General features: G+C 71.0%; 15 protein-coding genes and 1 pseudogene. 5 read left to right on the top strand and 11 right to left on the bottom strand.

From position 1 onward, the window contains the following. The first annotated feature begins 55 nt into the window (after window positions 1-55). Entirely contained in the window at window positions 56-1,006 is a 951-nt protein-coding gene (locus ACZ7L5_RS15195; protein WP_471517007.1) for an intradiol ring-cleavage dioxygenase, read from the top strand. Window positions 1,007-1,019: 13 nt separating this feature from the next. Here the strand turns inward: ACZ7L5_RS15195 and ACZ7L5_RS15190 are convergent, their stop codons facing one another. The 3 genes from ACZ7L5_RS15190 to ACZ7L5_RS15180 all read right to left on the bottom strand — a co-directional run bounded on the left by ACZ7L5_RS15190 (window position 1,020) and on the right by ACZ7L5_RS15180 (window position 2,715). After that, window positions 1,020-1,727, bottom strand: a complete 708-nt coding sequence (locus ACZ7L5_RS15190; protein ID WP_471517006.1) for a nucleotidyl transferase AbiEii/AbiGii toxin family protein — start codon at window positions 1,725-1,727, stop codon at window positions 1,020-1,022. Between the two features lie 60 nt (window positions 1,728-1,787). Next, the gene (locus tag ACZ7L5_RS15185) at window positions 1,788-2,153 is read right to left on the bottom strand and encodes a PH domain-containing protein (RefSeq protein WP_093907565.1); all 366 of its coding nucleotides are present in this window, start codon (window positions 2,151-2,153) and stop codon (window positions 1,788-1,790) included. Between the two features lie 85 nt (window positions 2,154-2,238). Then, entirely contained in the window at window positions 2,239-2,715 is a 477-nt protein-coding gene (locus tag ACZ7L5_RS15180; RefSeq protein WP_471517005.1) for a hypothetical protein, read from the bottom strand. Between the two features lie 221 nt (window positions 2,716-2,936). Between ACZ7L5_RS15180 and ACZ7L5_RS15175 the strand changes: the two are divergent. Continuing rightward, window positions 2,937-3,512: pseudogene (locus tag ACZ7L5_RS15175) on the top strand (pectate lyase family protein); the annotation flags it as partial. Here the strand turns inward: ACZ7L5_RS15175 and metG (ACZ7L5_RS15170) are convergent. The 3 genes from metG (ACZ7L5_RS15170) to ACZ7L5_RS15160 form a co-directional block, all read right to left on the bottom strand. After that, on the bottom strand, window positions 3,505-5,082 hold the full coding sequence (gene metG, locus ACZ7L5_RS15170; protein WP_471517004.1) for a methionine--tRNA ligase: 1,578 nt from the start codon (window positions 5,080-5,082) through the stop codon (window positions 3,505-3,507). The pseudogene ACZ7L5_RS15175 and the gene metG (ACZ7L5_RS15170) overlap by 8 nt on opposite strands. A 41-nt stretch (window positions 5,083-5,123) precedes the next feature. Next, window positions 5,124-6,839 carry a methionine--tRNA ligase gene (metG, locus tag ACZ7L5_RS15165; protein ID WP_363035047.1) on the bottom strand — a complete coding sequence of 572 codons (1,716 nt, stop codon included), beginning with the start codon at window positions 6,837-6,839 and terminating at the stop codon, window positions 5,124-5,126. Window positions 6,840-6,982: 143 nt separating this feature from the next. Then, window positions 6,983-8,689: a VWA domain-containing protein gene (locus tag ACZ7L5_RS15160; protein ID WP_471517003.1), complete on the bottom strand. Its 1,707-nt coding sequence runs from the start codon at window positions 8,687-8,689 to the stop codon at window positions 6,983-6,985. 287 nt (window positions 8,690-8,976) lie between these two features. Between ACZ7L5_RS15160 and ACZ7L5_RS15155 the strand changes: the two genes are divergently transcribed. Next, complete coding sequence (locus ACZ7L5_RS15155; protein ID WP_471517002.1) at window positions 8,977-11,052, top strand: PhoX family protein; 2,076 nt, start codon at window positions 8,977-8,979, stop codon at window positions 11,050-11,052. A gap of 14 nt (window positions 11,053-11,066) precedes the next feature. On the opposite strand, the gene ACZ7L5_RS15150 is transcribed toward ACZ7L5_RS15155, so the two are convergent. After that, window positions 11,067-12,011 (bottom strand): LysR family transcriptional regulator, encoded by a 945-nt coding sequence (locus tag ACZ7L5_RS15150; RefSeq protein ID WP_471517001.1) that lies wholly within the window; start codon window positions 12,009-12,011, stop codon window positions 11,067-11,069. A gap of 172 nt (window positions 12,012-12,183) precedes the next feature. On the opposite strand from ACZ7L5_RS15150, the gene snpA reads away from it, so the two are divergent. Further along, window positions 12,184-12,852, top strand: a complete 669-nt coding sequence (gene snpA, locus ACZ7L5_RS15145) for a snapalysin (protein ID WP_471517000.1) — start codon at window positions 12,184-12,186, stop codon at window positions 12,850-12,852. Between the two features lie 172 nt (window positions 12,853-13,024). On the opposite strand, the gene ACZ7L5_RS15140 is transcribed toward snpA, so the two are convergent. The 3 genes from ACZ7L5_RS15140 to ACZ7L5_RS15130 all read right to left on the bottom strand — a co-directional run bounded on the left by ACZ7L5_RS15140 (window position 13,025) and on the right by ACZ7L5_RS15130 (window position 16,941). Continuing rightward, the gene (locus ACZ7L5_RS15140) at window positions 13,025-15,013 is read right to left on the bottom strand and encodes an FUSC family protein (protein ID WP_471516999.1); all 1,989 of its coding nucleotides are present in this window, start codon (window positions 15,011-15,013) and stop codon (window positions 13,025-13,027) included. Between the two features lie 41 nt (window positions 15,014-15,054). Beyond that, window positions 15,055-16,068: an endonuclease/exonuclease/phosphatase family protein gene (locus ACZ7L5_RS15135; RefSeq protein ID WP_471516998.1), complete on the bottom strand. Its 1,014-nt coding sequence runs from the start codon at window positions 16,066-16,068 to the stop codon at window positions 15,055-15,057. A 93-nt stretch (window positions 16,069-16,161) separates the two neighbouring features. Then, a complete protein-coding gene (locus tag ACZ7L5_RS15130; protein ID WP_471516997.1) occupies window positions 16,162-16,941 on the bottom strand; it encodes an alpha/beta fold hydrolase in 780 nt (259 codons plus the stop codon). Window positions 16,942-17,028: 87 nt separating this feature from the next. Here ACZ7L5_RS15130 and ACZ7L5_RS15125 point away from each other — a divergent pair, with 87 nt between their 5' ends. Beyond that, window positions 17,029-18,348, top strand: coding sequence for an aminotransferase-like domain-containing protein (locus ACZ7L5_RS15125; protein WP_471516996.1), 1,320 nt, complete (start codon window positions 17,029-17,031; stop codon window positions 18,346-18,348). Here the strand turns inward: ACZ7L5_RS15125 and ACZ7L5_RS15120 are convergent. Continuing rightward, window positions 18,263-19,189, bottom strand: coding sequence for a hypothetical protein (locus tag ACZ7L5_RS15120; protein WP_471516995.1), 927 nt, complete (start codon window positions 19,187-19,189; stop codon window positions 18,263-18,265). The genes ACZ7L5_RS15125 and ACZ7L5_RS15120 overlap by 86 nt on opposite strands. Window positions 19,190-19,243 lie beyond the last annotated feature (54 nt).

Raw genomic sequence — 19,243 nt, 5'->3', positions numbered from 1 at the left:
GGAACCACAGCTCACACCCATGCCCCTTACAGCGCTCTTACCTAGCGTCCTGGGAATGACGGGAAACCACACGGCCCAAGAGCCGAAGCACAAACGGGATCTGACGCGTCGCAAGGTCGTCGTCGCCGGAGCGGGAGCCGCCGCAGCGGTGGGCGTGGGCGGCACGCTGGCGGCGGGCGCCTTTGCGGGAGAGCCGGCGGCGAAGGGTGCGAGGACGGCGGCTGCGAAGGCGTCGGCGAGCAGCAGTTCCACCGCCGGGGAGACCTGCTACAAGCTCACCTCGGAGACCACCGAGGGCCCCTACTACATCGACGCGGACAAGCTCCGCCAGGACATCACCGAGGACAAGGAGGGCATCCCGCTCACCCTCCGCATCAAGGTGATCGACGCCGAGAGCTGCAAGCCGGTCGGCAACGCGGCGGTGGACATCTGGCACTGCGACGCGCTGGGCCTGTATTCGGGCTACGAATCCTTCTCGAACGGCGGCGGCGGGGGCACCCCGCCGACGGACGCCCCCTCGGGCACGCCCACCGCAGTGCCGTCCGGCACCCCGACCGGTGAGCCGCCGGCCGGCGGCGGTGGCGGCGGGCACGAGGAGCCGACCAGCGACACCCGCTATCTGCGCGGCACCTGGAGGACGGACCGCAAGGGCTTCGTCACCTTCAAGACGATCTTCCCGGGCTGGTACCAGGGCCGCTGCGTGCACATCCACACCAAGGTGCATGTCAGCGGCGAGTGGACGGACGCCGGTTACGAGGGCGGCACCACCTGCCACACCGGCCAGTTCTTCTTCGACGAGGAGACGGTCCTGCTCTCCGCCGAGGAGGAGCCGTACTCGACGTCCACGACGGAGCGCACCACGCTCGACGAGGACACGATCTATGACCAGAGCGGGACCACCGGCGGCCTGCTGAGGCTGAAGTACAAGAAGAACGACATCGCCAAGGGTGTCCGGGCGACGATCACCGTGGGCGTCGACCCGGAGGCGACGCACACCGGCACCTGACCCGGCGGCGACGTCACTCCTCCTCCGGCGGCGGTCTGAGCGCCTCCTCCTCCAGCAGGCGCTCGGCGATGTCGTCTGCCCAGGCCCTGACCCACCGGCGCAGTGTTGCCACCGACTCCGCGGTCAGGCCCCGGGCGGTGAACACCCGGTCGTCCAGCAGTTCCGTCGCCTCCAGGCGGGACTGGAGGTCGGCCGGGTCGAACTCGTCCCAGGCGTGGCGGCGGCCCTGCTCCTCCAGGTCGGGGAAGCTCCAGTGGGCCGCGGCGGCGTAGACGTCGATCAGGTCGCGTGCGGTGCCGCGGTCGGTCAGGGCGCGGACCTTGGTGCCGATGAGGTCTTCGAGGGAGAGGGCCGGGCCGAGGTCGGTGGTGACCGGCGGGTGCCAGAGAGTCTCCTTCAGGAGGTCGAGCGTGTGCTCCTCGGCACGGCCCCCCGTGAGCTGGTCATCGGCGTCCGGGGCGGTGACGAGCAGCCGGGCGGAGAGCGGGTCGGTCTCCAGGGGGCGTACCCGCCAGCCGAGTTCGGTCAGGCCGCGCAGCATGTCGGCGGCGATCCGGTCCATGGGCTCGGGCGACTCCGTCGCCACCTCCAGCGGCCCCCGCACCGACTCCCGCGACGTCAGACCGTGCGCCCGGATCGCGTACTCGCCGGCCAGGACGAGGGGATAGCGGGCGCCCAGAGCGAGGACGTCGGTCAGGAGGTGGCGGGGCTGCGGGATCATCGTGCGCCGATTATGGCTGCCCCGCCGGGTCGGGCGACCTCGGCGGGGCCGGTGGTACAGCTACTTCGCCACGAACTGCGTCAGGATCGCCTGCACCTCGTAGATGTCGACGCCCTTGGTGAACGTCTTCTGGACCGGCGTCGCCGACCCCGAAAGCCAGATCTTCAGCTCGGCGTCCAGGTCGAAGGTGCCGGCCGTCTCCACCGCGAAGTGCGTGATGCTGCGGTACGGGATCGAGTGGTACTCCACCTTCTTGCCCGTGATGCCCTGCTTGTCGACCAGGATCAGACGGCGGTCGGTGAACAGGATGGTGTCCCGTATCAGCAGGTACGCCGCGTGCACCTGCTCACCGTGGCCCAGCAGACGCGCGTAGTCCTGCTGCGCCTGCCCCTGGTCGATGGTGTGCGCGTTTCCGAAGAGCGCCATGAATGGATCCCCCCACTTGATGGCCTTACATGATCTTCGCAATGTATAGCGTCTCAGGGGCGTCCAGGCATAGAGGCGCAAACGATCAGGTGTCGTACGAACCGTCCCAGGGCGCCCCGAAACCCAGGTGGTCCGGGTACAGCTCGGCCCACGCCTCACCCTCGTCCTCGTCCGTCACCAGGCCGAACAGCACGCCGTCGACGGTGAGTTGGAAGGGGCGGACGGCGATGTCCGTGTACGTGCGGCGGGGGAGACTGCGCAGCCGGGTCGCGAGGTGGGCGCGGGCGCGGGCCAGCACCGAGTCGGCTCCGTCCGGGGCGCGCATCTGCTCGGCCCAGGTGCCGGCGCACCAGATCTCCGAGTCGCGGTACCGGCCTTCGGGGTCGAAGGTGTGCAGTACCGAATAGAGGCGTTTTTGCTCTTCCCAGCCGGTGCCGAGGTCGAAATCCTTGGGGAAGGCGTACGTGACCGAGCCGAAGAACTGTCCGTCCGCGTAACAACCGATCGCCTCGGTACGGCCGTGCGGCTCGTAGGCGATCGGGATGACCTCTGGGACTGCCATGGCGGAAACCATACGGTCGTGACGGGGGGCATGGTGGCGGTGGGGGGCGATCCATGCCAACCGGATGGACAACATCCGCGTGATGTCCCCGAGTTGCACACGGATCAGTCAAGACCTCCACGGCAACCTTTCGGATCTCCGCGACCACAGACGGGTCGGAAGCCCGCCCACGCGGGATCGCTCGCCGGAGCGCGAGCCTCACCGAAAGCATCCGAAGGAAGACGTACTTCGGCCGCAAGTACCAGATCCACGACGGCGCCCTCGACATCACAGGCGGCTCCGACCTGGTGACCGTCGAGCGCAACGTCTTCAGCAGCCACGACAAGACGATGCTGATCGGCAGCAGCGACACGGACAGCACCGGCAAGCTGCGGGTCACCCTCCACCACAACGTGTGGAAGGGGATCGTGCAGCGGGCGCCCCTGGCCCGCATCGGCAAGATCCACCTCTACAACAACCTCTACGACACGACCGCGCTCAACGGCTACGAGCCGAAGTACAGCATCGACTCCCGCGCCAAGGCCCAGGTCGTCGCCGAGCACAACGCCTTCAAGCTCCCGTCCGGCGCCAAGACGGCCAAGCTGCTGAGCGGCGACGGCACCGGCTCCATCGCGGGCACCGGCAACCTCGTCAACGGCACCGCCACCGACATCGTGGCCGCCTACAACGCCGCGAGCTCGAAGAAGATCAAGACGACGGTGAACTGGAAGCCGGCGCTCACGGCGGGTCTGCGGACGTCGGCGAAGAACCTCGCGAACGAGCTGGCGACGACGACTGGCGCCGGGGTCCTCAAGTAGGCGTCGGCGGGTCTTCCAGCCGCGGGAACAGCACCGCGCTCTTGGTGACCGCCGTACCGGCGGGGAGCCTCCCCCAGTCGGCCGCCTCCTGGATCCTCTGGTCCTGGAGACGGCCCAGGGAGGCCTCCGCGCCCAGGGAGTCCCAGAGCTTCGCGGAGGTCTCCGGCATCACCGGTTCCAGCAGGACGGCGATGGCCCGGAGGCACTCCGCGGCCGTGTAGAGGATGGTGGCGAGACGGGCCCGGGCCCCCTCGGATTCGTCCTTCGCGACCTTCCAGGGCTCCTGCTCCGTGAGGTAGCCGTTGACCTGCCGGACGAAGTCGAAGACCGCCAGGATGCCGCCCTGGAAGTCCAGCTCGTCGCCGATCCTGCGGTCGGCCTCCGCGACGGCCTTGGCGAGACCCTCCTGGACGGCCTGCTCGGCCTTTCCGTGGGCCGTCGACGCCGGCAGTTCGCCGCCGAAGTACCGGCCGACCATGGCCGCCACCCGGGAGGCGAGGTTGCCGTAGTCGTTCGCCAGCTCGCTGGTGTAGCGGGCGGAGAAGTCCTCCCAGGAGAACGAGCCGTCCTGGCCGAAGGCGATCGCGCGCAGGAAGTACCAGCGGTACGCGTCCACGCCGAAGTGCGAGGTCAGGTCCTGTGGCTTGATGCCGGTCAGGTTGGACTTGCTCATCTTCTCGCCGCCGACCAGCAGCCAGCCGTTGGCCGCGATCCGGCCCGGCAGCGGCAGACCGTTCGCCATCAGCATGGCCGGCCAGATGACCGCGTGGAAGCGGAGGATGTCCTTGCCGACGAGGTGGACGTCGGCCGGGAACGTCGACTCGAACTTCTCGGGGTTCTCGTTGTAGCCCACGGCCGTGGCGTAGTTGAGCAGGGCGTCCGCCCAGACGTAGATGACGTGGTCGTCGTCCCAGGGGACCTTGACGCCCCAGTCGAACGTCGAGCGGGAGACGGAGAGGTCCTGAAGGCCGCCCCGGACGAAGTTCACCACCTCGTTGCGGGCCGACTCCGGCTGGATGAAGCCGGGGTTGGCCTCGTAGTGGGCGAGGAGGCGCTCACCGTACTCGCTGAGCTTGAAGAAGTAGTTCTCCTCCTTGAGGAGATCCACCGGGCGCTTGTGGATCGCGCAGAGCAGAGTGCCGTCCGGCGCCTCGATCAGCTCGCCGGGGAGCTTGTACTCCTCGCAGGCCACGCAGTACGGACCCTCGTAACTCCCCTTGCGGATCCGGCCGTTGTCGTACAGGTCCTGGAAGAACTCCTGCACCCGGTCCGTGTGCCGCTTCTCGGTCGTACGGATGAAGTCGTCGTGGGAGATCTCCAGGTGCTGCCAGAGCGGCTTCCAGGACTCCTCGGCCAGCCGGTCGGCCCAGACCTGCGGCGGCACGCCGTTCGCCTCGGCCGTCCGCAGGATCTTCTGGCCGTGCTCGTCGGTCCCCGTGAGGAACCACACGTCCTCGCCGCGCCGGCGGTGCCAGCGGGCGAGGACGTCGGCCGCCACCGTGGTGTAGGCGTGGCCCAGGTGCGGGGCGTCGTTGACGTAGTAGATCGGGGTCGTGACGTAGTACGTCATGACCTCACTCCATCACAGTCGCGCGACGCCCCTCACATCAATTAGGCGCCTTCGCCGCCGAAGCGCTCCTTGTACGCCTCCAGGTCCTCGTCCGTGAGCTTGGCGAAGAGGACCGGCGGGACGGTGAAGGGGGTGCCGGCGGGGACGGCCGTGAGGGACCTGGCCTCCTCGGGGCTCACCCAGGTCGCCGTGTCGTTCTTCAGGGCGAAGGCCTGGCGCATGGCGGCCGCCGACGTCGGGATGAACGGCTCCGAGACCACCGCGTACAGGTGGATCAGGTTCATCGCGGTACGGAGGGTGAGGGCGGCGCCGTCCTTGTCGGTCTTGATCTCCAGCCAGGGGGCCTTCTCCTCCAGGTAGGAGTTGCCCGCGGACCACAGCGCGCGCAGGGCGGCGGCCGCCTTGCGGAACTGGAGGGTCTCCATGTGCTGCTCGTACTCTGCGAGGAGCTCGGCGATCTGCTCGCCCAGCTTCGCCTCCGCCTCGCCGGCCTCGGCGCCCGCCGGGACCTCCTCGCCGAAGCGCTTCTTGGAGAAGGACAGCACACGGTTGACGAAGTTGCCGAGGGTGTCGGCCAGGTCCTTGTTGACCGTGGCCGTGAAGTGCTCCCAGGTGAATGACGAGTCGTCCGACTCGGGGGCGTTGGCGATCAGGAAGTAGCGCCAGTAGTCGGCGGGGAGGATCTCCAGGGCCTGGTCGGTGAAGACACCGCGCTTCTGGGACGTGGAGAACTTTCCGCCGTAGTACGTCAGCCAGTTGAAGGCCTTGACGAAGTCGACCTTCTTCCAGGGCTCGCGGATGCCGAGCTCGGTGGCCGGGAACATCACCGTGTGGAACGGGACGTTGTCCTTCGCCATGAACTCCGTGTAGCGGACGTCGGTGTCGACGTCGTACCACCAGGACTTCCAGTCACGCGTCGACGGGTCGAGGTCCGACCACTCCTTCGTCGCGCCGATGTACTCGATCGGGGCGTCGAACCAGACGTAGAAGACCTTGCCCTCGGCCGCCAGCTCCGGCCAGGTGTCGGCCGGGACCGGGACGCCCCAGTCCAGGTCACGGGTGATCGCGCGGTCGTGCAGGCCCTCGGTCAGCCACTTGTGGGCGATGGAGGACGCCAGGTGCGGCCAGACGCCGTCGTGGCGGGCGACCCACTCCATGACCTCGCTCTGCAGCTTGGACTGGAGCAGGAACAGGTGCTTGGTCTCGCGGACCTCCAGGTCCGTGGAGCCGGAGATCGCCGAGCGCGGGTCGATCAGGTCGGTGGGGTCGAGTACGCGGGTGCAGTTCTCGCACTGGTCGCCGCGGGCCTTGTCGTAGCCGCAGTGGGGGCAGGTGCCCTCGACGTAGCGGTCCGGGAGGAAGCGGCCGTCGGTGGGGCTGTACACCTGGCGGATCGCCCGCTCCTCGATGAAGCCGTTCTCGTTCAGCTTGCGGGCGAAGTGCTGGGTGATCTCGACGTTCTGCGGGGAGGAACTCCGGCCGAAGTAGTCGAAGGCCAGTGCGAAGCCGTCGTAGACCGCCTTCTGGGCGTCGTGCGCCTGCGCGCAGAAGTCCGCCACGGGCAGGCCCTGCTCCTTGGCCGCCAGCTCCGCCGGGGTGCCGTGCTCGTCCGTCGCGCAGATGTAGAGGACGTCGTGGCCGCGCTGGCGGAGGTACCTGGAGTACACGTCCGCCGGGAGCATGGACCCCACCATGTTGCCCAGGTGCTTGATTCCGTTGATGTACGGAAGGGCGCTGGTGATGAGGTGTCGAGCCATCGGGGGCTGCTCCCAGGTCGGATTTCGGGGTTCTTGGTTCTTTGCGAACCTTGAAATCGTAGCCGACACGGGTGGGCCGCCCGCTTCCCATTTCGAGGGGTGGGAAGGGGGCGGCCCGGGTGGTTCGGGGTGATCTCCGGGGGTTACGGGCGCCAGCCGGCGAGGATGCCCTCGTAGATCTCCGCGTCCGTGAGCTCCTTCGGGTCCTCGCCGGCGAGGAAGTAGGACACGTTGTCCAGCTTCAGCTTGCGGAGGTAGTCGAAGGCCTTGTTCTCCGGGTCGCCGAACGCGACGAAGGAGAAGAACACGGCGGGGTGGTTCTTCGCGGCCTCGGTGAGGGCGTGGGTGGCCGGGGTCTTGGCGTCGGGGGCGCCGTCGGTCTGGAAGACGACCAGGGCGGGGGTGCCGGGGGCGGTCTTGGTGTGGTGGGCGACGACTTCCTCGACCGCGACGTGGTAGCTGGTACGGCCCATGCGGCCGAGGCCGGCGTGCAGCTCGTCGATCTTGTTCTCGTGGTCGGTGAGGGTGAGCTCGCCGGTGCCGTCGAGTTCGGTGGAGAAGAAGACGACGTGGACCTTGGGGCCGGTGGCCTCGGGGTCGAGGTGGGCGGCCAGGGCGAGGGTCTGCTCGGCGAGGGCCTGGGCGGAGCCGTCCTTGTAGTACGGGCGCATGCTCGCGGAGCGGTCCAGCACGAGGTAGAGCTTCGCTGTGGTGCCGGTGAGGTTGGTTTTGGTGAGGGTGGCTGCCGCGGCGGTGTGGGCGGTGCGGAGGGTTGTGGGTACGGGGGTCTCGGCTTCGGCTTCGGCTTCGGGCTCGTCGGCGGCGGTTGCCGGGGCGGTGGGTGCGGCCTCGGCTTCGCCTTCGGCCTCGTTGTTCCCGCCCGCACCACCCGTGACGCTTTCGTCGTCGGCCGCGAGTGGCCCCTGTGGGGCTTCCCCGCCGTCGGCGGCCGCGGCCACGACCGGCTCCGGCTCGGCCTCGACAGCCACGGGCTCGGGCTCGGTCTCCGAAGCGGTCTCCGTGGCCTTCGCCACCGGCTCCTCGGCCGCCTCCACGGGCGCAGGCTCCTCAGCCGCAACCGGCTCCTCAGCGTCTGCCGGCTCGGCCGGCTCGGCAGCGGGCTCCTCGGTGGCGGGTTCCTCGGTGACAGGCGTCTCCGCGACCGGCTCCTCGGTGGCGACCGGCTCGGTGGCGGGCTCCTCCACCGCGGGCTCCTCGGCCACCGGGGTTTCCCCGACAGGCTCCTCGGTGGCGACCGGCTTGGTGGCGGGCTCCTCCACCGCGGGCTCCTCGGCCACCGGGGTCTCCCCGACCGGCTCCTCGGCCGCGACCGGCTCGGTGGCGGGCTCCTCCGCCGCGGGCTCCTCGATCACCGGCGTCTCCGCAACCGGCTCCTCGGCCGGCGCAGCCTCAGCGGTCGGCGTCTCCGCAACCGGCTCCTCAGTAACCGTCGGCTCCGCCTCGACCTGCTCCTCAGCGACCGTCGGCTCCGTCTCGGCCGGCTCCTCAGTCGGCGTCGGGTCCGTCGCAGGGGTCTCGCCGGTCGTCGACCGCTCCTCCGCCGGGCCCGCCGGCCTCGGCACCGTTACGTTGTCGAAGGCGGCCGAGACCAAGTCGTGCTCGTCGTCCGACTCGGCGGTCGTATCCGGCGTCTCGGGCTTTTCCGGGCGGGCCGGGGGCTCCGACGTGCGCGGTTCCGGGACCTGGGCCGTGGTCGGCGGGGTGGGTTCCGGGGAGGGGGAAGGGAGCGTCGGCTGCGGTTCCGGCGCAGCAGTCGCACCCTCTGCTTCGGCCGTACGAACCTTGCGTGATCGGCCGAATGCGTTCCGCAGGAGAGTGAGAATGCCCATGTCCGCAACCCTTCGCGTGAGTTGATGCCCGTCGATCCCTGGCCAGGACGGACACGTAAGGTTAGCGGCCCCAGATGGCGATCTTGGGGAGGGGCGGACACAGAAGGATTCCGTCCGTCGAGGTACGTCAAGGGCTGCATCGCGTCGATTCCGCGGCGCCAACCCAACTCCCGTACGGATACCTCTGATTCACCTCCAGTTCATGCAGCCGCCCCGCTCCCGCACAAACGTCCCCCTACCGTCCCCCACGCTGCATTCAAGGGGAAGCAAGGGGAGTACAAAAAATCATGCGCATTCAGCTGCCGATCATCAGAACGAACAGTGACTCGCATCCCGGCGGTCGGGCCGCCTTGACCTGCCGGTTCCGGTGTGGTGACGCCTGTTTCCACGAGGTGCCCAACACCACCACGAACCCGTATGTGGGTGACGTGATCGCCGAGGCCGTCAGCCGCCGTACGACGCTGCGCGCCGCCGCCGTCGTCACCGCTGCCGCCGCCGTGGGCGCCTCCACCACCGTTGCCGCGCCGAAGGCCGAGGCCGCCGAGGCCGCCGCGGCGACCGAGCGGACCGGTACCTTCGGCCGCGGTGCGCGTGGTCTGCGGTTCAACCCCGTCGCGCCGAACACCGCCGACACCGTGACCATCCCGGACGGATACGCGCAGAACATCGTCATCCGCTGGGGCGAGCCCATCCTGCGCGGCGCGCCCGCCTTCGACGCGGCGAAGCAGTCCGCGAAGGCCCAGGCCGGTCAGTTCGGGTACAACTGCGACTTCCTCGCGCTGCTGCCGGTGCCCGGCGAGCGCGGCCGCCAGATCCTCGTCGCCAACCATGAGTACACCGATGAGGTGCTCATGTTCCGTGGCTACGACGCCGCCAACCCGACCAAGGAGCAGGTCGAGATCGCCTGGGCCGCCCACGGTCTGTCCGCCGTCGTGGTCGAGAGCGAGCGTCGTACCGGCAAGCTCACCCCGGTCTCGCGCCACCCGCTCAACCGCCGCGTCACCGCGACCACCGAGTTCCGCATCACCGGCCCCGCCGCCGGCTCCGACCTGCTGAAGACCTCCGCCGACCCGACCGGCCGCAAGGCTCTCGGCACCCTGAACAACTGCGCCGGCGGCGTCACCCCCTGGGGAACCACGCTGCACGGCGAGGAGAACTTCAACCAGTACTTCGGCAACGCCACCCGCGCCACGGACAAGCGCTACGGCATCGGCACCGGCGCCACCGAGCGCAAGTGGGAGCGTTTCGACAAGCGCTTCGACGTCGCGCAGGAGCCCAACGAGGTGCACCGCTTCGGGTACGTCGTCGAGCTCGACCCGTACGACCCCGACTCCAAGCCGCGCAAGCACACCGCGCTCGGCCGCTTCAAGCACGAGGGCGCGACCGTGCGCCTGACCGACGACGGCCGCCCGGTCGTCTACTCCGGTGACGACGAGCGCTTCGACTACTTCTACAAGTTCGTCGGCAGCAAGCGGATGAAGAAGGGCAGCTCGCGCGCGGTGCGGGAGCACAACCTCGCGCTGCTCGACGAGGGCACGCTCTATGTCGCCAAGCTCACCGGCGACTCCCCGGCCATCGAGATCGACGGCACCGGGAAGCTTCCCGCCGACGGCGAGTTCGACGGCAGCGGCGAGTGGATCCCGCTGGCCACGGCGACCGCGAAGGGTGCCGAGTCGCACGTCGAGGGCATGACCGCCGAGGAGGTCTTCGTCTTCACACGTCTCGCCGGTGACAAGGTCGGCGCGACGAAGATGGACCGGCCCGAGGACATCGAGCCCAACCCGCACACCGGCAAGGTGTACGTCGCCCTCACCAACAACACCAACCGCGGCATCGGCACGAACGCCAAGGCGGACGAGGCCAACCCGCGCAACGCCAACAAGCACGGGCACATCCTGGAGCTGACCGAGCGCTGGAACTGCGCCGACAGCAAGAAGTTCGCCTGGTCGCTGTTCCTCGTCGCCGGTGACCCGGAGGACCCGGCCACCTACTTCGCCGGGTACCCGAAGGACCGCGTCTCCCCGATCTCCTGCCCGGACAACGTCGCCTTCGACTCGTACGGCAACCTGTGGATCTCCACCGACGGCGCGCAGCTCGGCTCGCACGACGGCCTCTTCGGTGTCGCCACCCGCGGTGACCGGCGCGGTGAGCTCAAGCAGTTCCTGACGGTGCCGAAGGGCGCGGAGACCTGCGGTCCGCTCGTCCAGGACCGCCGCGTGCTCGTCGCCGTGCAGCACCCGGGCGAGATCGACGGCGCCACGGCCGAGAAGCCGCTGAGCGCCTGGCCCGACGGTGCCGGCAAGATCAACCGCCCGGCGGTCGTGGCGGTGTGGCGCAAGGACGGCTGCGACATCGGCGTCTGATCCAGGGACGCCGACTAGGGAAGGGCTGGGACCGGCGGCTGCCGCTCACCGTCGTGTTCCAGCCACTCCCGATACGCCGGCGCCTGCCGCGCCGCCTCCCAGTACGCCTCCTCCAGCGCGGGATAGACGCCGTCGAGGTCCGTCTGCGTACGGGCCGCGAGGAGGAGCCGTACGCCGAGGGGGTCGCCGTGCAGGCGTCGTACCGCCATCGTGGGGCTGTCGGCGTGGGTCGGCTGGCAGACGGCGACGACCTCGCCGGTGGCGACCAGGGCGTCGGCCGTGTAGTAGTCCCCGTGCAGGACGTGGGGATTGACGCCGGCCGCGCGGAACATCCGCTGCACGGCGTCCCACTCGCCGTCGACCGTCGGGTCGACCATCCAGCGGTCGTCGGCCAGGTCACGCAGGGCGACCTCGGACTTCGCCACGGCCGGGTGGTCGGTCGGCAACGACACGAACTGCGGTTCGCGCTCCATCAACACGCGTAGCCGCAGCTCCGCCGGGATCCGCAGCGGGCAGCCCTCCACCTCGTGCACGAAAGCGACGTCCAGCTGGCCGTCGGCGACCATGCGCAGCAGGGCGTTGGGGGAGACGTTCATGTGGAGGGTGGGGTCCTGGCCGTGGCCGCGCAGCCGGCGCAGCCAGCCCGCCAGGGCCTTGCTCGCGGTCGAGCCGACCCGCAGTTCCGGGCCGCCCACCGCGGCCGCCCTCGCCTCGGCCACCAAGGCGCGCATATCGGCCACCAGCGGGCGGGCGCGGCTGAGGACCTGCCGGCCCAGCGGTGTGGGCCGGCAGCCGGTTCTCGCGCGCAGGAACAGCGCGCCGCCCAGCTCCTGCTCGATCCGTCGCAGTTGCGTGCTCAACGATGGCTGGGCGACGCCCAACTGGCGGGCGGCCCGGTGCAGACTGCCGGTGTCGGCTATGGCGCACAGCGCGCGGAGGTGTCTCACCTCGAGCTCCATGCCCTCGGAGACTAAAGCGGAACAGCAGGTTTCACCAGCCGCACAAATCCCCCCGGATGCCCGCCAATTGGGGCTCCGATAGGGCAGGACTATCACCGATTGCCATCATCACAGCGGCCTCACAGGCGCCGACACTCGCCTTGACGACTCACCCCCCACCTAGGAGTCATCGATGCGTATGTCCACGTCCATGTCCGCCCGTACGGCGGCGGCAGTCGGTCTCAGCGTCGCGGCACTCGGCCTGGGCACGGCAGCCCCGGCCACCGCGGCCCCGGCTTACACCCCCGCCACCGCCGGCTACGTCGCCAAGTCCGCGGAGTCCGACGCCAGTCGGGCCTTCTTCGAGGCGGTCGTGAAGTCCGTCGCCGAGAAGCGCGCCGCGAACCCTCGCGCCGCGGCCGTCACCGTCGTCTACGACGCCTCCGGGGCGCCCACGTTCAGCGCGCAGATATCCCGCAGCACCCAGATTTGGAACAGCTCGGTGTCCAACGTCCAGCTCCAGCAGGGCTCGAACGCCGACTTCACCTACCGCGAGGGCAACGACCCGCGCGGCTCGTACGCCTCGACCGACGGTCACGGCAACGGGTACATCTTCCTCGACTACGCGCAGAACCAGGAGTACGACTCGACTCGCGTCACCGCGCACGAGACCGGGCACGTGCTGGGTCTGCCGGACCACTACGAGGGCCCGTGCAGTGAGCTGATGTCGGGCGGCGGTCCCGGTCCGTCCTGCACGAACCCGAACCCGGACGCCAACGAGCGCTCTCGCGTGGAGCAGCTGTGGGCCAACGGGTTCGCCGCGGCGATGGACAAGGCGCTGCACAAGGTCGCTGCCCGCTAGTCGGGCCAGGAACCACCCCCCACACACGGCGCGGTCGCCCTCCTGCACGGGGCGGCCGCGCCGCGCTTCTTTTTGGGACGGTGGCGCCCAATGGCTCGGGTGGTCCGTCTCGGTTCGCGGCTGCGGGTTGTTTGTGGCTGGTCGCGCAGTTCCCCGCGCCCCTGGGAAAGCTTCAGTGCGGGGACGCGATGGCTCTGGCCGCCGCCACCTCCTGGCGCAGTGGCTCCAGGACGCTGTCGGTTGGGCCCGTCAGATCCGTTCTGACCTCGTACAGGGTTTCCGACTCGCGTAGGCCCTCCGCCAGTTCTCTCAGTTGGCGGGCCGCCTGGGTCGCCTCCGTGGTGGACGGTGGAGGTGCGCCGTGGGCCACTCGTACCCTCGCCGCCGTGGTCGCGTCGACGATGCGTTCCACCGCTACGACCAGGGGCCACCAGGCGGCTGCCCGGCGGCCGGTGGGCGGGGGCTCGGTCAGGGCGCGCTGGAATTCGGTGCGGATGGCGGAGAGGGTGCGGTAGAGGCCGCGGCGCATCCGGGCGCGGGCCGGTGGGTCCACGGGGTCCGGGCCGAAGGCGGCCTCCACGTAGCGTGCCGTGTCCTGCACCGCGTCCGCGAGCCGGGCGCCGACCCGGGTGTGCCAGCTCTCCGGCCACAGCAGGTAACCGGCGATCAGGGCGATCGCGCACCCCATGAGGGAGTCGCCCAGGCGGGGCAGCAGCAGGGCGGTGCCCTGATGGCTCAGGACGTCCGACAGGAGCAGGATCACCGGCGTGATGGCGGCCGTCTGGTAGCCGTAACCGCGCGGGGTGAGCGCCGGGATCAGCGGTGCCAGCAGGAACAGCACCGGTACGTCCCACCAGCCGCGCGGCACCTCCGCGAGCACCGCCGCCGCGATGACCAGCCCGGCGACCGTGCCGAGGGCACGCAGCAGCGCCCGGGAGAAGACGGAGCCGAAGTCGGGCTTGAGGACGAAGGTGATGGTCAGGGCGACCCAGTAGGAGCGGGGGACCGGGATGAGGGACACCAGCGCCTGGGCGATCCCGATGCACAGGGCGAGGCGCAGGCCGTAGCGCCAGGAGGCGGCGGAGAGCGTGACGCCCCGCAGGGCGCGGGCGGCGCGGATGCTCAGGGCGGCCGGGCGGCCCAGGCGGTCGACGATGCCATGGGGGTCCCCCCGCTCGAGCGAAGCCGAGAGGGGGGGAGGGACGACGTCCGGGTTGGCGACGACGTCGGCGGCGTGCCGCAGTGCGTGGTCGACGGCGCGGCCGGTCTCGGTCGTCGGGGCGGGCAGTTTCAGCCCTGTCGGTCCCGTATGGCCGCTCTCCACGGCGGAGGCGAGATGCCGTACCGCCGCCGGGATCTCGGGCGGGAGGGGGCTGCCGCTGAGGCGGGCGGCGGGGGCGGCCTCCACGACCGGGGTGATGGCGTTCAACTGGGCCAGCAGGCGGGTGAGTTCGGGGCTGCGGCCGTGATGGCGGGCGCGGTGGGCGAGGATGATGTCGTAGGACTGGTTCAGGGACTGGGTGACGGCGTGCCGGCCGGCGTCGTACGCCTGGCTGGTGCCGCTGTCGCTGCCGCCGACCTCCAGCAGCTCGGCGACCGCCCGGTAGCTGTCCGCCACCGCGGCCCGTTCCGGCACCCCCGACCGCAGCGGCCAGGCGAGCAGCGCGAGGACCAGGACGAGCAGCCCGCCGCCTGCCATCAGCAGCGGGGCCATCCACCACTCGCCCGGCAGCGGCAGCCCCGCGCCGATCACGGACGTCAGCAGCAGCAACAGCCCCGACACGGAGGCCACCGCACCGATCGTCGAGATCATCCCGGACACCAGCGCGACGCCGGTGACGGCGGCGACGGCGACCCAGCCGTGGCCGTGCACCAGGGCCCCGAGGGTGATGCCGACGGCGCCGAAGAGCTGCGGGATCGCGATGGTGGGGATGCGCAGGCGATAGGCGGAGGCGGTGTCGCTGATGACGCCGTTGAGGGCGCCCATCGAGGCGAGGGCGCCGTATCCGGGGCGGTCGACGGCGAGCCCGATGGCCAGGGGCAGGGACAGCGCGATGGCCGCGCGGATCACGGCGGGCCAGTTGACGGGAGCCGGCTGGGCCCGGAGGTTGCGCACGAGCCAGTCGGGCGGGGTGAGGCCGATGGGTAGCTCGCGGGACATGGGGCCCATTATGGGCACGCCTGTTCAGCTCGTCGTCGACCTCATCGCCGCTGGTGAAGGGTGACGTCGACGAGCAGGGCACGGTGGTCGGTGTCCGGCAGGTCGAGGAAGCGGGCGGTGCGGGCGGAGAAGCCGGCCGAGAGGAGCACGTGGTCGATCTGCACCCCGAAGGCCGGCGCGGTACGGGCCGGCCAGCTGGGTGTGCGGTCCTCGCCGGTGAGCCGGGTGGCGTCGCGCAGACCGGCGTCGAGGATGCGGCGGAAGGCGGCGTGGTCCTGGGAGGCGTTGAAGTCCCCGGCCAGGATGACGGGGGTCCTGCCGTCGCCGCCGGTGCTCTCGGCGGCGAAGTCCCGCAGGTCGCCGAGCTCCCGGCGCCACAGGTCGACGTGCCCGGGCAGCGGCGGCATGGGGTGCGCGAGCTGGAGCCGTACGGCATGTCCGCGCACGTCGGCGACGGCGCCGGGCATGGCCATGGTGCCGTCGACCGGGTCGGCCGGGTCGAGCGGGAAGCGGCTGAGGACGACCGACCCCGCCGACCCGGCCTCGATCTGTGCCGCCCGGTGCGGATAGTCGGTGCCGAGCGCTTCCTTGAGTCCGGCGTCGCAGGTGTACTCGCACTCCTGGACGAACACGATGTCCGGCCGCTCACGGCGGACGGCGGCGACCAGGGCGTCGGTCGCCTGCCCGAACTCGACGTTCGAGGTCAGCACACGGAAGGAGACGAGCGGGGCCCCGCCCGGCCGGCCGGTCTTCCCGTACGGCTCGATGTACCAGGCCAGCAGTCCGAGGAGGGCGACGGCCCATACGACGCCGAACCACCAGCGTGAGAAGAGCGCGGTCAGCAGTCCGAGGCCGGTGGGCACGAGCAGCCACGGCAGGAAGGCGAGGAGCTGGGGGACGGGGGTGATGCCGTCGACGTCGGCGATCCGGCAGCCGATGACCGCGCTGACGCCCAGGAACAGCAGGGCGGCCGTCCATCTGCCGAGCCTGTGCCCGGTCCGGTCTCCTGGCTCGCCGTCCCGGGACGCCGTCCACTCGGCAGCCGCAGTGTCCAAGTCCCGGCCTTCCGCTCGCGGGTGGGATGCCCGAATCCTCCCTCAAAGACGGGGGTCATGGGGCGAAGGTTGCGTGGCGGCCACGAGTACGGATCACCCGTCCACCCGCGCCAGGAACTCCCCCAGCGCCTCGTCGAACTCCCCCGGCCGCTCCAGGTTCGGCATGTGGGCCGCGCCCTCGATCACCCGCAGGGTCGAGTCCGGGAGGGCCGCGTGCATGGCCTGCGCGTCGGAGACGGGGGTGTAGGCGTCGTCCGCGCCGACGACGACCAGGGCGGGGACCGCGACCCGGGTGAGCAGGTCGCGGTAGTCGGGGCGTTCGGCGCGTCCGCGCAGGGCCGCCGCGGCACCCTCGGGCGGGGTCGCCGTCATCATGCGGTGGACGTGGGCCTTGACCTCGGCGTCGGCGTACGGCGCGACCATCTTCTCCAGCACCTCGTCGGCATATCCGCGCATGCCCTCGCGCAGCAGCCGGTCCGCCATGGCGTTGCGCGCCTTCTTGCCTTCCGTGGTCTCCGCCGCCGGGAACGTGTCGGCGAGGACCAGACCCCGGATGCGGTGGGGGAAGCGGGCGTAGCACTCCATGACGATCTGGCCGCCCATCGACAGGCCCGCCAGCACGAAGGTCTCCACCTTGAGGTCGTCCAGCAGGGCCTCGATGTCGCCGGCGAAGGCGGAGAGCGGGGTGACGCCGGGGACGACCGGGGAGGCGCCGTAGCCGCGCAGGTCGGGGGCGACGACCCGGCGGGCGGCGGTGAACGTCTCGACCTGCGGGGCCCACATCGTGCGGTCGAAGGGGTGGCCGTGGACGAGGACGAGCGGGGTCGACGAACTATCGACTCCTTTGTCCTCGTATGCGAGGAAGGGGCTCATGTGGACGACCCTAGATCGCCCCAACTCCTCGGTGCAATAAGATCTTTGCCCTCGGTGCAATCTGGGGCCCGTGGATGGGGGAGTCTCGTGGACGACTATCGGCGTCTCGCCGACCGCATGGCCGACGACATCGCCGCCGGACGGCTCAGGCCGGGCCAACGGCTGCCCCCGCAGCGGCTGTTCGCGCGGCGGCGCGGGATCGCCGGGTCGACGGCGGGGCGGGTGTACGCCGAACTCGTACGGCGCGGGCTGGTCGTCGGCGAGGTGGGACGCGGGACCTTCGTGCGGGCCGCTCCGGCGGGGAACGGGCGGGCCCTTGTCGAGGCCGCGACCGCCGCGCCGGTCAACCTGGAGCTCAACTACCCCTCAGCGCCCGGCCAGTCGGAGCTCCTCGCCCCCGCCCTCGCGCCGCTCCTGCGCCCCGACGTCCTGGCCGACGCTCTGCGTCCGGCCGCAGTCACCGGCACACCTGAAGCCCGCCAAGCGGCGGCCCGCCTCCTCGCCACCCCGCACTGGCACCCCGCCCCCGACCGGATCCTCTTCACCGGCAACGCCCGCCAGGCCGTCGCCGCCGCCCTCGCCTCCCTGGTCCGGCCGGGCGGGCGGGTCGGCGTCGAGGCGCTGACGTATCCCGTGGTCAAGGAGATCGCCGCCCGGCTCGGCATCACCCTGGTGCCGCTGGCCACGGACGAGGAGGGCCCGCGCCCGGAGTCCATCGCCGCCGCCCACCGCGCGGCTCCGCTGGCCGCCCTCTATCTGCAGCCGACCCTGCACAACCCGACCTCGGTGACGACGAGCCCCGAGCGCCGACGCCGACTCGCCGATACGGCCGTCGACTTGAACCTCCCCGTCGTGGAGGACCGCATCTGGTCGTTCCTCACGGACGACGACCCCCTCGCCGCCCACGCGCCCGGCCTCACCCATGTCGTCGACGGCCTCTCCAAGCGCGTCGCGCCCGGGCTCACCGCCGGCTTCCTCGTCGTACCCGAGGAGCGGGTCGAGACCGTGGCGTCGGCTGTCCGGTCCGGTGGGTGGAGTGCGGGGCGGTTCGCGCTGGAGGCGGCCGTGCGGTGGATCGGGGAGGGGACCGTGGAGCGGCTGGTCGCGGCCAAGCGGGCGGACGCCGGGCGTCGGCGGCGGATCGTCGACGAGGAACTGCGCGGGTTCGCCGTACGGTCCGATCCCCGCGCCTATTTCGCCTGGTGGGAGCTGCCCGCGCCGTGGCGCGCCGACACGTTCACGGCCGCTGCCGCCGCGCACGGCATCGCGGTGACGCCCGGTCCCGCCTTCGCGGTGGATCCGAGCCGTACGCCGGACGCCGTCAGGCTCGGGCTCGCGTCGGCTCCTGAGCCGGATCTGCGGCGGGCGCTACGGACGCTCGGCGGCGTCGTGCGAGCAGGTCCGTGAGCCGGCAGACCAGAGCAACGGCCAGGCCGAGGGCGATGAGCAGCCAGGACACCGTGCGCAGGGTCTGGGTCAGGGCGTCGTAGACCGCGCCCGCGGCCGGGCGGTGGGCCGCCTCGGCCAGCCCGGCCAGGGTGAGCCGGCGGCCGATCACCAGCGTCAGGAGCAGGAGCGCACCGCCGAGGGCCGTGCCCAGCGCGGTCGCCGTGACCGCGCGGCGGCGGCAGGCGGCGACGGCGATGCCGGTCGCGGCGAGCGCGACGGCGGAGACGGGCAGCCAGAACCCGGCGACTTCGAGCACGTCGTACCCCTTCCTGAGCCGGTCCAGCTCGTGGGCCGGGAGCACGGGCACGTCGGTGTGCTCGACCGGGATGTGGTGCGCGAACGGGATGCGGTCCTCGGTGAGCCGGCGTTTGACCTGGGCGGTGACCGGGGCGAGGTCGACGGTGACCGTGCGACGCTGTCCGTCCTGGAGGGCGCTCAGCACCGCGTCGTGGACGGCCCTGTTGCCCGCCTCCCACGCGGTCCGGAAGGCCTCGGTCCGGGTGAAGGAGCGCACCGCGTCGTGCACGAAGGGGCGCACGGCGCCGCTCTCGGGCGAGACCGGGGAGACGGGGGAAGCGTCCAGTCTGTCGCCGACCGCGTCCATGATCCCGGCGCCGACGGTGTCCGCGACGGCGCCCTGCACCGCCGGATCGTGGGCCAGTGGCGCCATCGCGGTCACATACCGGCCGGTGTCGACCAGCGCGTACGTCACCCACGCCGCCAGCGCGCCGAACGGCACGAGGAGGCACGACAGGGCGATCAGCACTGCCGACAGGGCGTTCCGCAGACGGGTGGGCACCCTCTCAGGCAAAGGTCACCGGGGGCGGGGCGCCAGCGATGTGCCTGCATACGG

Source organism: Streptomyces sp. NPDC107528 (genome assembly GCF_055639295.1).
This window is presented reverse-complemented; position numbering and strand designations above follow the sequence as displayed.